The following is a 12736-nucleotide window of genomic DNA, read 5'->3' on the forward strand; positions in this document are numbered from 1 at the left end:
TCAGCTTATTCATAGGCCGTCTGCAAGGCTTCTATAGCCCGTCTTACCTGCCGCCACGTCTGAGAGACTGTCTGGAAAGAGTGCTGGTTGGGGAATGGCCTGTAGGATACTCTTTTTTCAATGACGCGGCGACCTACCTACCCCAGCGACACCAGCGATGAAGAGTGGGCCATTCTTGGCCCACTGATCCCTGCGCCCCGACCTGGCGGGCGTCCTGCTCGCCTCGCTCGCCGTGACATCGTCGACGCCATCTTTTACGTGAAACGCGGTGGCGTGTCGTGGCGCATGTTGCCTGCTGATTTCCCGCATTGGAAAACGGTCTACGATTATTTTCAACAGTGGAACAAGAGCGGTCTATGGGCGCGCGTCAATGACGCGCTCCGCGTCCAGACTCGGGAGGCCCTGGGACGAAATGCGGTGCCCACAGCAGGGATCGTCGATTCGAGGAGCGTGAAGACCTCGCAAAAAGGGGGGTCCGAGGTTACGACGCTGGCAAGAAAGTCAACGGACGAACACATCATCTGATCGTCGATACTCAAGGCTTGTTGCTGGGGGTCAAGGTCTTGCCCGCGAACATTACCGATCGGGAGGGGAGTCAGCAACTCCTTCAGGAGTTGCGCCAGGAGTTGCGCCAGGATCAGCCCCAGATGAAGCTCCATCTCTTTGCCGACGGTGGATACAAGGGCAAATGGGAGGGCTGGGTCAAAACAACCCTCGGCTACACCGTGGAAATTGTGCAGCGCTCCGACGCCAATACCCGGGGGTATTGGCTCCCAGAGGGACAAGAACTGACGGAGGCTCAGATCAAAACCTTTCGGGGTCACCGGGGCTTTGTCGTCATCAAGAAGCGCTGGGTGGTGGAGCGCAGCTTCGCCTGGTTGTCCTTTGACCGTCGACTTAACCGTGAATATGACCTGCTGCCCCAGACCACCGAAGCGTTTATCTTCCTCGCGTTCATTCGCTGTATGATTCGCAGACTCGCTGCTTTTGCCCAGCAGAACGCAGTTCCTACTTGATTCTCCACTTTCCAGACAGTCTCTGATACGGGATTAAACTGAGTACCGACTATGAGACCTGCCTCGCTGTTTCCGCATCAGACGCCCGACGAGTTGGAGTTGGCCTATCGCCAGTCCGAGCGAGCGGTGGAGCGCTCCCGCTGGCAGATCTTGTGGCCGAAAAGTAAAGGGCTGACGATTCCAGAGATCAAAGCGGTCACGAGTTTTTCGCGCAGCACGATCAGCACGTTGATTCGGGCGTACAACGAAGATGGGCCAGCGGTGGTAGACAAACGCCGTTGGAACAAATCGGCTCCTGCACTCAGTGTGGAACAACAAGAGGTCTTGTTTGGTGTGCTCCAGAAGCCACCCGTTTCGGGTGGCTTCTGGACGAGCCAGAACGTGCAAGCCTACGTCCACGAGCAATTTAAAGTCGAGATGACGTCGGTGTGTGCTTGGGGGTATTTAAGAAAGCTGGGGTTCACCGTGCAAGTGCCGCGTCCGACTCATGTTCAGGCGGCCACGCCCGAGGGACAGGCGATCTGGATCAAAAAGTCGAAGCGGCCCTGAGAACTGCACGTGCCGCGTACCCGGAGAAGCAGGTCCGGCTGTGGGTGCAGGATGAAGGGCGCTTTGGTCTGAAACCCGTGCTGAAGCGCCTCTGGGCGCTTCGAGGTCAGCGACCGGTCATCGCCCAGCGCCGTCGATATCAATGGCTCTATACCTACATTTTTGTCGAACCCCTCACGGGACAGAGTGATTTCCTGATCCTTCCCAGTGTCAGCATTCCTCTGATGCAAGTCGCGCTGGATGAGTTCAGCCGGTTGATTGATCCACATCAGCAGCAACTGATCGTCGTCTTGCTCGATCAGGCGGGCTGGCACACCAGCCAAAAACTCAAGGTGCCCGCCAATCTGTTCTTGCTCCTGTTTCCGGCGTATACGCCGGAACTGTCCCCCGCTGAACCGATGGTGACCAAGCTCAAACTGCCTATCGCCAACCAGACCCTCAACACCCTTCAAGAGGTGGAGGACTTGATCGCTGCAGAGTGTGTCCGGCTCCAGCACAACCCACAAGAAGTCAAATCGCTCACCCTCTTCCCCTGGATCAAACATGTTCTGGACTCATTTTAATTTGGTATGATTCACCATGTCTGCGTTCAGCAGTGGCGCTTCCCGGAGCTCCTTGGCAAGAGACAGATACTCCCGGTAGTCCCGCACCCGGTCGGGCAGGTCGTCTGTCTTCAAACTGATCCAGCCCTTGTCGGCGGCCACGTCCAGCAAGGCGTCCAGCTTCCAGTCCATAAAGGGCAGCGAGTGGTGCGGGGTTTGCCGGGACGACCGGGCTTGCTTGGGAAACTGGTGCACCGAGGCCAGCACATGCTCTAAAATCAGACTCAGGGCCAGAAGCGTCATGCGTAAGGCTCCGGCATGGTGCAGCGCGACGGCCTCATTCCAGCGGTCTTCGAGTAGCGCCACCTCTTCCTCGGAGAGGGGAAGATTTTGGAAGGAAGGCACGGACAATTCTTCTGGTGTGGGTGGGGGCACGGCAACCGCAGTGGGGGCCACACGGAATGCCGCCGTCTCTGTGTCCCGTCCGAGTGTGAAGCCGTAGGGAAAGAGGATGTCGTTGATGGCGGCCTGCACTTGCCGCTGAAGTTGCTCTGAACTGCCGGACTGCACCAACGCAAGCAGCAGGCGCGGAAGCTGTCCGTCCTCCTGCACCTGCATCAACACCCTAGTGCTGTACTTGATTCTGGATTCGCCCCGAATGAAATCAATCTGGTAGCCGAGGTCATGAAAAAAGGTGTCCAAATTGAGTAATCCCCGGTATCCAGCAGGCCCGTCGATGATCAGGTAAACTAGTTGCCGGATAGCTTTACTTCTCAAGATCAACGGCGACATGGGGCCATGATAGGTAACTGCCTTGTGCTGCTCTGGGTTCTACGAGTCCCCGCTTTATCCATCAGGCCACCCGCCCCCGCTTGCCGCCCATGCGCCGACTGACCACCATCAGGCCACAGGCAAGAGCCGCCAGCACGCCGCATAGTCCGAACACGCTGCCGTAACCGAACTCCTGCGCCCACGCCCCCGACAGCAGGCCCGCCACTAAGTTTCCGGCGCTACCTGTATTGGAAAACAGCGTGGTGGCCGCGCCCACCCGTCCGGGCATCAGTTCCTGAAAGTAGGCCATGCCGAGGCAAGATGCGATGGCAATGACGACGGCCCGCAGGATTTGCGCCCCCAGCATCAGCCCCAGCCACGCGCCGCCCACCAGCCCGCCCAGCCCGGTCAGGAGGCTGTAGGCAGCCAAGAGTCCGAAGGCCACCACCATCAGCGTAGCTGTGCGGTAGCGCGGAGGCCGCAGCACAAAGCTGAGCATCACCGGGATTTCCAGCAGGGCGCACAGGCCCACCAGCAGGCCCACCTGCCCAGTCGTGCCCTCCAACTCCTGCGTAATGAACAAGGGCAAGGCCACCGCGCCCATGGCCAGCGCCGTGCCGTACAGCACGAAACTCAGCGAAATCAGTTGCAGTTGGCGCGGGCCGACGGGCGCAGGTGTTTCGGTGAGGTTGGCGGCAATAGAAGCTGCGGCCAACGCAGCACGCGAGCGCCCCCGGCTGAACACGACTGGAAGTGCGGCCCCCACATACGCCGCCGCCGCGCATAAAAACAGCCCCCGGAAGCCCAGCGCCCCCACCAACACTGACCCCAGCAGCGGCCCCGCCACCCACGCCAAAGAAAACACGGAGCGCAGGGTGGTCAGGCCGTTCTGGGCAGCCTCGGCCCCTGCCGCGCCAAACTGCACCCGCGCATAGGCGAACAGTTGCGGAAACGACGACGCGCCTGTGCCCAGCAGCAGCGCCCCGATCAGCAGCAGCGGAACATACGCGGTGGTGGTGGTCAGCATCACGAAGCCCAGCGCGGCGCTGCCCATGCTCAGCAGTACGGCGGGGCGGCGGCTGGGCAAGCGGTCAGACCAGCGGCCGATCAGGGTACTCAGGGTAATGCTCCCCACCGAGGTCAGGGTCAAAAAGAGGCCGAGGCGCAGCGGCGACATTCCGGCTGCCTGCACTGCAAATAGCGGCATAAACGGCGCGGCAAACGACGTCGCCAGCCCCATCATGAACGCGGCGATCAGCATGGGCAGCGCGGCAGGCAAGCGGCGCAGGGTGGTCAGGGCGGGGGCGGTCATGGGCAGCGCAGAGGAAAGCACAAAGGGCAGATGAGCGGGCAAGCGGGGGAAACAGAGAACATAGCGCCCTATTTGACTCCTTCTGACCCGCCAAGTGGAAGCCCCGGCCTTCAGCCCGTGTTAGCCTCGCCCCTGTGACCCAGACAACTGAGGTGCAGGCAACTTGGACGCAGACAAGTCAACTTGCTGATAAGGCAGATGTTATGCTCCCCACGCCTTTCCCACTGACCACTGACCACTCACCACTCACTTTTCTGACTCCGCCCCGGAGCTACCGCCTATGATCTCCGCCCTGACTCTCGCCGTGATTGGTATTGGGATGCTGGCAGGCGTGCTGGGCGCGATTTTGGGCCTCGGCGGCGGCGTGATCGTGGTTCCGGCGCTGGAATTCGTGCTGCCCCTCTTTGGCCGGGAGATCAGCATCAGTCAGGCGGTGGCGGTGAGCCAAATCGGCGTGCTGGCGGTGGGCCTCAGCGGGGCAGCCAGCTACTTGCAGCAAGGCTTGGTACGCGCCCGCACCGGCTATTTGCTGTCCCCATACACCATTCTGGGCGGCGCGGCGGGCAGTTTTTTGGGTCTGGTGCTGCCTGCACGGGCGGTAGCAACGGTGTTTGCCTGCCTTCTGCTCTACTCCGCCTATAACCTGCTGCGCGGCCTCAAGCGGGTTGAAGTAGAGCGCCAGCCGTCGCGCCTCGTGCCGCCTGCCATGACCTTTGCCGGAATCATGAGCGGACTTTTGGGCATCGGTGGGGGCACGGTACAAGTGCCCGTGCTGAACTTGTTGGCGGGCGTGCCGATCCGTCAGGCGATCGCCACGAGTACTTTCATCATGGGCCTCACGGCGGTGGGCAACGCGCTGGTCTATCAGGCGGGCGGGCTGCTGGATGTGCCGCTGGCCGCCGGAATTGCCTTCGGTGTCCTGATCGGGGCGCGGGCCGGAGCGGGCCTACAAAGCCGCATTCCCGCTGCCCGCCTCAAGCTGTTTTTCAGTGTGCTGCTGATTTTTACAGCGGTGCAACTGCTCTGGAAGTATTGGTCTGTGGGTGGGGGGAGCGCGTGACATCTGAGGGGCAAAAATCTGAACTGGCGGGATTGCCCGCGTGGTTGTATCCGGCTGGGTTCTGGTTGGCCTTGGCCTTGTTGACGGTAGGCGTGTTGTTCCCCCGGTACGCCGTCGTCGGTGTGGCGTGCGTGGCGTTGGTTCCGGTGCTGGCTGCTGTGTGGGTGGCGTTCGGCGCGTGGAAGGTAGACCGCCGCCTGAGCTGGGCGGCTTTGGCAGCGTTGGCGGGGTTGGGGTTGGTTGTGGTGGTGAAGGGGTTTATTTGAGGGCGGTTTTTGGAGCTTTTCCCACGTTTTCCCCCACCCCCCAGCCCCCGCCCCCACAGGGGTCAGGGGAGTTTGTCGCTCCGCTTGGGAGGATTGATCTTGTCGCGTCCTAACTCGGCTGAATCGTTCACCTGAAGCAGACTCGCCAGTCGTCTTGAACATGGAATTGGCCCGCGCGTTGCACGCACGACGGCCTCACACGGGATTGAGCGGGAACGATCTAGATTGGCGGTGTGGTGGTTTTAGCTCCCTCTCCCTTGAGGGGGCACTCGCAGAGCTGCGCTAGCAGAGGGGGTGAGTGAGCGCCAGCGATTGCCCTACCTTAGACTGTCCCTCTGCCCCGCCCCCAACCCCTTGCCAAAACCCACATCGGATAGACAAACGCCCCCGCCGCGCCCTAAACTTTGAACCGAGTTCAATAATCCAAGACGGTTTTAACGAGGGCAGCCTAAGCTGTGGGCCGTTCCAGTTTTCTTTCCCCCGGAGGACATATGCAGAAGTTACCTGTAAATATTCGTCAGGCCGCCGTGATCGGTGCAGGCGTGATGGGTGCCGCCATCGCCGCGCAACTTGCCAATGCTGGCATTCCCGTGATGCTGCTGGATATCGTGCTGACCGACAACCCTGACCGCAATTTCCTAGCCAAGCAGGGCATTCAGCGGGCGCTCAAGGCCCGGCCCGCTGCCTTTATGGACGCTTCCCGCGCCGCGCTAATTACGCCCGGCAACCTCGAAGACGACTTGAAAAAGCTGAAGGACGCCGACTGGATTCTGGAAGCCATCATCGAGAAGTTGGACGCCAAGCGTGACTTGTGGGCGCGGGTGGAAGGCGTCGCCAAGAAGACGGCCATCATCTCCAGCAACTCCAGCGGCATTCCCATGCACCTGCAAATCGGGGGCCGCTCCGAGGACTTCCAACGCCGGTTTGTGGGGGCGCATTTCTTCAACCCGCCGCGCTACTTGCACCTGCTGGAAGTCATTCCCACCGCCAAAACTGACGGAGGAGTGCTGCAAGAGTTCAGCGATTTTGGCGAGAGCGTGCTGGGCAAAGGCATCGTGGTTGCCAACGACGTGCCCGGATTCGTGGCGAACCGGATCGGCGTGTACGGCATCGTGCGGGCCATGCAACACATGGAAAAGACTGGCCTGACGCCCGATGAAGTAGACGTGTTGACCGGGCCTGCGCTGGGCCGCGCCAAGAGTGCCACCTTCCGCACCGCCGATTTGAGCGGGCTGGACATCATCTACCACGTCGCCAACGACCTCGGTAAAGCCACGCCTGCCGACGAAGATTTCACGCTCACCGACACCTTCCGCAAGCTCGTCGAGGAAAAGAAATGGCTGGGCGACAAGACCGGCAGCGGTTTTTATCAGAAGACCAAGGATGAGAAGGGCAAAACCAAGATTCTGAGCCTGAATCTGGAGTCGTTGGAGTACGAAGACCGGGGCAAAGTCAGCGTGGCAATCGTGGAGGCCGTGAAAAACCAACCCCTCGCCGCCCGCGTGAAGGCGCTGTATACCGCCGATGGCAAGGAAGGCGATTTCCTGCGCGGCGTGATGAACGACGGCTTCTGGTACGCTTCCAAAATGGCCGGAAACGTGTCTAACCGCCTGCAAGACATCGACAACGCCCTGAAATGGGGCTTCGGCTGGGAAGAAGGCCCCTTCGAGACGATGGATTCGCTGGGCGTGCAAACGGTCATTGCCAACCTAGAGGCCGAGGGGCGCACCTTGCCTCCGCTGCTGGCCGCCATGAAAGCCAGCGGGCGAGAGCGCTTTTACGGTGCAGACGAAGTAGTGACGCCCGCAGGCGAGCCGACGCCTTACTCCGCGCCGTATTTCATCCTGACTGACCTGAAAAAAGACGCCACTGCCGTTATCAAGAAGAAGGCTGGGGCGAGCTTGGTAGACCTTGGCGACGGCGTATTGCTGGTGGAATGGCACGCCAAGATGAACGCGCTGGGCGAAGATCAACTGCGGATGGTGCAGGACGGCCACAAAGCCGTGCAGAGCATGGGCTACGCGGGCCTCGTGATCGGCAATCAGGGCGAGAACTTTAGCGCCGGGGCCAACCTGCCGCTCGTGCTGGCGCAGGCGCAGGCCGAAGAATGGGATGAACTGGACGACGCCATCAAGCAGTTTCAGCAGACCACGACCAGCCTGCGCTTTAGCCCACATCCCACCGTTGCTGCCCCGTTTGGTTTGGCCCTCGGCGGCGGCTGCGAATTCAGCTTGCACGCTGACCGCATCGTGGCGAGCGCCGAAACCTACATGGGCCTTGTGGAAGTGGGCGTGGGCCTGATTCCCGGCGGCGGCGGCACCAAAGAAATGCTGCTGCGCTTCACCGATCAGTTGCAGCCGGGGCAGCAGACCGGAGCCACGTTACTTCCTGCCGTGCAGCGTGCGTTCGAGCTGATCGGCACGGCCAAAGTCAGCACCAGCGCCCTCGAAGCCCGCAGCCTCGGCTTCCTGCGGCCCACCGATATTGTCGTGATGAACCGGGGCCACCTGCTGATGGAAGCCAAGCGGCAGGTACTCGCACTCGCGCCCGGTTACATCCAGCCCACCCCCCGCACCGACATTCCCGTGATGGGCGACGCGGCCATCGGGGCCATCAAGAGCGCCCTGTACGGCATGACCGAAGGCCGCTACGCCAGCGCCTACGACGCGCAGGTTGCCACCCAACTGGCCCGCATCCTGTCGGGCGGCGTGGGCAACAACCGCACGGCCAAAGTGTCCGAGCAGCATTTGCTTGACCTAGAGCGCGACGCCTTCCTGACGCTGTTGGGCAAGAAGGGCACGCAAGACCGGATCGCGCACATGTTGAAAACGGGCAAGCCGCTGCGGAATTAATCGGCTGTGGATTGTCGGCTGTGGGCAAAGATTCGGTAGAAGGAGAGTGAATGCGAACACTGATCGTCAGCAATCTGGTGACTCTGGACGGGTTTTATGAGGGCAAAGGCCGCAGCCTAGAGGCCATCTTCGACTATTTCCATCCCGACTATCAGGGCGATCAGAACTTCGATCACTACACCGCCGAACGGATGCGGGCCGCCGATACGCTGATTCTGAGTGGCCGCCGCAATTTTCTGGACAACATGCGCTACTGGGAAAGCGTGGCGAACGATCCTACCGCCACCTCCGTCCGGCGCGAGATGGCCGAGTTGCAGCGCCGCATGGAGAAAATCGTGGTGTCCGATCAACTGACCCCGCAGGAGTTGGCTCCGTGGGACGGCAACACCCGAATTGTGAAGGTGGCCGACGCCGCTCAAGAAGTAGCCGCTCTGAAAGCACAGACTGGACGTGAAATCTTTATGTTTGCGGGCCGAGTGCTGTGGAATCATCTGCTGACACACGGCCTCGTGGACGAACTGCATCTCACCACCTTTCCGGTCATTGCGGGCGAAGGCACGCCGCTGTTCGTGGGCAGACCGCCCGTGTCCTTCAAGCTGCTGCACACGCGCACTTGGCAGGGTTCCGGCAACGTGCTGGCCTGCTACGCCGTGAGCGACAGCAAGGGTCAAGAAGAGGTTTGAGTGGCTGATACAGGCATGAAAAAAACCAAGCGGCTGGGTCTGGCTTCCTTGCGTCAGATTCGCAAGCGGCGCGTGCTGGCGTGGGCGGCTGTGGCGTATGCCGTCGCTCTCGGCCTCGGCACGCTGGCGGGCGCGGAAATTACCCTGCGTTCCAAAACGCGGCGCGTGAAGGGCGTGTTCGTTCCAGTCGGGCGGCGGGGCAACGATATTTGGCTGCCTGCCCTGCCCGAAACCCTTTCGCGCGGTGTAATCGGCATTGTGCCGCTGAAGCCCAACAAGGGCCACGCGGTGCTGGGGCCGCCACGCTTGGCCGGAACCTTGGTGCGGCGCGGCGTGCAGGACGAACGCGGCGTGCTGCCACACGGAGCGCTGGCGTGGGCCTCCAGCTTCGTCTACAACGGCACGCCTGCCCAATTGGGCGTGGAGTACACCGATACCACCGTGTCTACGCCAGTGGGGGAGATGCCCGCTTGGCACATTCCGCCCATCGGGAAAAAAGCGTCGGGCGAGTCTGACACGCTCATTATCGTGATTCACGGGCACGGCGGGCAGCGTTCCCAAGCGCTGCGAATGCTTCCGGCCCTTCAGCGCACAGGGGCAGGTTCGCTGTTCGTCACCTTCCGCAATGCCTTTGGTGCGCCGCGCATCGGCAAGGGCTACCACTCTCTAGGCGACGCCGAGGCCGAAGACGTGCTGGCCGCGTTGGAGTGGGCCAAGGCCAATGGCTACCGCCGCGCCGTGCTGTACGGCTTTAGCATGGGCGGCAACGTGGCCCTCAGCGTGCTGCGCGAAAAGTTCCAGCCCTTTCCAGTTCCCGTGTTGGGCGTCATGCTGGACTGTCCGGCCCTTGACTGGCGCGACGTGATTTTGTGGCAGGGCCGCAGATTTGGCCTGCCGCCGATCATGGCCCGCCAAACCGCGTTGTTCGTGCAGCGTCTCGTCACCCGCCGCTCGGGGCAAGACTTCGACGCTGTAGATCAGCTTCAGGCCGCGCCCCGTTTCACTGTGCCGATTTTGCTGTTTCACGGCACGCGTGACCGTACCATTCCTATTGCTCAGGCCGATGCGTTGGCCGCCGCCCGCCCCGACATCGTGGAATACCACCGCGTAGAAGGCGGCAAACATATTCGGGTGTGGAACATAAACCCGGACAAGTACGACGCAGCGGTAGAGGGTTTTGTGGCGCGGGTGCTGGGGGATGGGGAATGACGCTTAATCAGAACTCCTTTGCCCTGTTTGAGTTCCTGAATACCTTTAGTGCATTTCGGATAGGAGCTTTGAGACTGTTTGAGGAGTTAAGTGATCGTGAGGGCGCTCAAATCGAGAGATTCTCTGATCACGTTTCCATCACTCCCTCTCTGGCATATAAAGCTGTCAACCTCTCACAGAGCGTTGGAGTTGATTTGAAAGAAGGTGCAATGCATTGGACTTTGAATGTCCGATCAAATCCGGAAGTTTTGTTTGTAACAGCGAATCTAGTTGCCAACTATCCTGATGAGCCGTATCAGACAATCCTGCGGCAAATTGGTCATTCTGAATTGCAAGCTTCAGATTTCGGCTTTAGCGAATTAACTTCTATCGTGGAAGATGTGTTGAGTGACATTAAATCCACTCTAATCTCAAAATCACTCTCGGAACTTCACAGGCAAGGTGCGAGTAAGCCCTTCTTCCCTAATCTCTAACAAGGAGAATCATCATGACTTTACGTGACGCAGTTATCGTTTCAGCCGTTCGTACCCCCGTAGGCCGGGGCGTTAAAGGCACGCTCGCCAATACTCGCCCTGATGATCTGGCCGCCCTCGTGCTGAATGAAGCCGTGCGGCGGGCAGGCGTAGACGTGTCCCTCGTGGAAGACGTGTATTTTGGCTGCGCCATTCCCGAAGCCGAACAAGGCCTGAATGTGGCGCGAATGGCCGCGCTGCGGGCCGGAATGCCCGATACGGTGGGCGGCGTGACCGTGAACCGCTTTTGCTCCAGCGGGCTGCAAACCATCGCTATGGCGGCGGCGGCCATTCAGTCCGGTCAGGCCGACGTGATGCTGGCGGGCGGCGTGGAAAGCATGAGCATGGTACCCATGAGCGGCCACAATCCCAGCCCGAATCCCGAACTGGTGGATGTGCGCCCCGGAGCCTACATCGGCATGGGCCTGACCGCCGAAAACGTGGCGGCCAAATACGGCGTGTCGCGTGAAGATCAGGACGCCTTTGCTTACCGCAGCCACCAGCGGGCCGCCGCCGCGCAGGATGCGGGCAAATTCGACGCCGAAATCATTGCCGTACCCGTGCGCGTGGACAAGGTGAAGGGCACCAAAATCACGTCCACCACCATTAATTTCGACAAAGACGAACTGATTCGCCGCGACGCTAATATTGCCGATATGGCCAAAGTACGCCCCGCCTTCAAGATGGGCGGGAGCGTCAGCGCGGCCAACTCCAGCCCCTTTAGCGATGGAGCCGCCGCCGTGCTGATCATGAGCGGCGAGAAGGCGCAGGAACTCGGTATCAAACCTCTGGCGAAGTTCCTCGGCTTTGCGGTGGCAGGCGTGGAACCCGAATTGATGGGCATCGGCCCCGTGAAAGCCGTGCCCAAAGTGCTGGCCCAAACTGGCCTCACGCTGGCCGACATTGACCTGATCGAACTGAACGAAGCGTTTGCGGCCCAAAGCCTCGCGGTGGCCCGCGAACTGGGGCTGAATCAGGACATCATGAACGTGAACGGCGGCGCGATTGCGCTGGGGCATCCGCTGGGTTGCTCCGGGGCCAAACTCGCCACGAGCGCCATCTACGAACTCCAGCGGCGCGGCGGCGGCAAAGCCCTGATTACCATGTGCATCGGCGGCGGCATGGGCGCAGCGGGAATCATCGAGGTCTATCCGGCAGAAGTGGTGCAAGCCGCAGACTGAGAGCTGGAATGGGAGAGGGGCCACCGGGTAAGTTTGGTGGCCCCTCATCTATGACTTGATGTTTAGCGGTTGTTCAGCAGATTGAGTGCCGCACTCTTAAGCGGGCTGAAGCTTTGGCTGGCGGGGGCGAGGTTGGGCGTTGTGGCGCGGTTGCTGGCAAACTGCCGCTTCACAGCATCGGCGGCCAAGTTCCGGGCGGCACTTTGGGCCTGAACCTTGGCACTCTGGCTGGTTGGCACTTCGGTAGAGCCTTGTACAAGTGCAACCGTTATAGCCTGGCTAGGTTGTTGGGTGGCGCGGTCAAACACTTCACCTTTTCCATAAAAAGTAGCTGAACCTTGATAATTTTCAAACTTTCCATCATCATCACGAGCTAGTAGATAGATACGGCTGTCAGTCGTGCTGAGGTCATAGGTAAAGCCTGTTTCTAGGGTTCCCGTTGCCGAAATCGGCCCAAGCAAGGTAACACCCGTTTGAGTTTGACTGTCGTTGGTGTAGGCGCCAACGGCGACTGTGCGGCCAGATTGGGTGACTTGCTCGGACAGGATTAATACGCCTTTGGCTATAACCGTGCCCGAAGTGTTGGCAACGGCCCAACCCCATACGCCCTGATACAGCGTTGGAGTGCGTACTGGTGCAGGCTGCGGCTGTGGTTGCACTGAGGCTGGGTCGCCTCCACCACATGCGGCCAGCAGCAGAGCAGTACTAATCAGCGGAAGAGTCAAGCGGTATGTGATTAGCGTCCGCGCCGTAGAGGAGATGACAGGGTGAGGGGCGGACAGC

General features: G+C 60.5%; 14 protein-coding genes. 11 read left to right on the plus strand and 3 right to left on the minus strand.

The annotated features are described in order from the left end of the window. Positions 1-120 precede the first annotated feature (120 nt). The 4 genes from E7T06_RS18090 to E7T06_RS18105 are packed head-to-tail and all read left to right on the plus strand — an operon-like array spanning position 121 to position 2128. Complete coding sequence (locus E7T06_RS18090; RefSeq protein WP_136367159.1) at positions 121-525, plus strand: IS5 family transposase; 405 nt, start codon at positions 121-123, stop codon at positions 523-525. Further along, positions 525-1016, plus strand: a complete 492-nt coding sequence (locus E7T06_RS18095) for a transposase (protein WP_240741163.1) — start codon at positions 525-527, stop codon at positions 1014-1016. The genes E7T06_RS18090 and E7T06_RS18095 overlap by 1 nt, the downstream gene beginning before the upstream one ends. A gap of 51 nt (positions 1017-1067) precedes the next feature. Next, on the plus strand, positions 1068-1565 hold the full coding sequence (locus E7T06_RS18100) for a winged helix-turn-helix domain-containing protein (RefSeq protein ID WP_136367161.1): 498 nt from the start codon (positions 1068-1070) through the stop codon (positions 1563-1565). A gap of 44 nt (positions 1566-1609) precedes the next feature. Beyond that, positions 1610-2128, plus strand: a complete 519-nt coding sequence (locus E7T06_RS18105; RefSeq protein ID WP_168733629.1) for a transposase — start codon at positions 1610-1612, stop codon at positions 2126-2128. Here the strand turns inward: E7T06_RS18105 and E7T06_RS18110 are convergent. Both E7T06_RS18110 and E7T06_RS18115 read right to left on the minus strand, forming a co-directional pair. Next, the gene (locus E7T06_RS18110; RefSeq protein WP_136367163.1) at positions 2120-2899 is read right to left on the minus strand and encodes a hypothetical protein; all 780 of its coding nucleotides are present in this window, start codon (positions 2897-2899) and stop codon (positions 2120-2122) included. The genes E7T06_RS18105 and E7T06_RS18110 overlap by 9 nt on opposite strands. Positions 2900-2960: 61 nt before the next feature. After that, a complete protein-coding gene (locus tag E7T06_RS18115; protein WP_136367164.1) occupies positions 2961-4190 on the minus strand; it encodes a sugar efflux transporter in 1230 nt (409 codons plus the stop codon). A gap of 280 nt (positions 4191-4470) precedes the next feature. Between E7T06_RS18115 and E7T06_RS18120 the strand changes: the two genes are divergently transcribed. From E7T06_RS18120 to E7T06_RS18150, 7 genes are all read left to right on the plus strand, one after another. Next, positions 4471-5250: a sulfite exporter TauE/SafE family protein gene (locus tag E7T06_RS18120; RefSeq protein ID WP_136367165.1), complete on the plus strand. Its 780-nt coding sequence runs from the start codon at positions 4471-4473 to the stop codon at positions 5248-5250. After that, positions 5247-5516, plus strand: a complete 270-nt coding sequence (locus E7T06_RS18125; RefSeq protein WP_136367166.1) for a hypothetical protein — start codon at positions 5247-5249, stop codon at positions 5514-5516. Before E7T06_RS18120 ends, E7T06_RS18125 begins: the two co-directional genes overlap by 4 nt. A 491-nt stretch (positions 5517-6007) precedes the next feature. Next, complete coding sequence (locus E7T06_RS18130) at positions 6008-8368, plus strand: 3-hydroxyacyl-CoA dehydrogenase/enoyl-CoA hydratase family protein (RefSeq protein WP_136367167.1); 2361 nt, start codon at positions 6008-6010, stop codon at positions 8366-8368. Positions 8369-8418: 50 nt separating this feature from the next. Continuing rightward, positions 8419-9051, plus strand: coding sequence for a dihydrofolate reductase family protein (locus E7T06_RS18135; protein WP_136367168.1), 633 nt, complete (start codon positions 8419-8421; stop codon positions 9049-9051). A 15-nt stretch (positions 9052-9066) separates the two neighbouring features. Next, positions 9067-10260 (plus strand): alpha/beta hydrolase, encoded by a 1194-nt coding sequence (locus tag E7T06_RS18140; RefSeq protein ID WP_136367169.1) that lies wholly within the window; start codon positions 9067-9069, stop codon positions 10258-10260. Then, positions 10257-10733, plus strand: coding sequence for a hypothetical protein (locus tag E7T06_RS18145; RefSeq protein ID WP_136367170.1), 477 nt, complete (start codon positions 10257-10259; stop codon positions 10731-10733). The genes E7T06_RS18140 and E7T06_RS18145 overlap by 4 nt, the downstream gene beginning before the upstream one ends. A 14-nt stretch (positions 10734-10747) precedes the next feature. After that, complete coding sequence (locus tag E7T06_RS18150) at positions 10748-11953, plus strand: thiolase family protein (protein ID WP_136367171.1); 1206 nt, start codon at positions 10748-10750, stop codon at positions 11951-11953. A 62-nt stretch (positions 11954-12015) separates the two neighbouring features. Here E7T06_RS18150 and E7T06_RS18155 read toward each other — a convergent pair. Beyond that, on the minus strand, positions 12016-12736 hold a 721-nt coding region (locus tag E7T06_RS18155; RefSeq protein WP_205750977.1), incomplete at its 5' end, for a hypothetical protein.

This window comes from Deinococcus sp. Arct2-2, from assembly GCF_004801315.1.
GTDB lineage: Bacteria > Deinococcota > Deinococci > Deinococcales > Deinococcaceae > Deinococcus.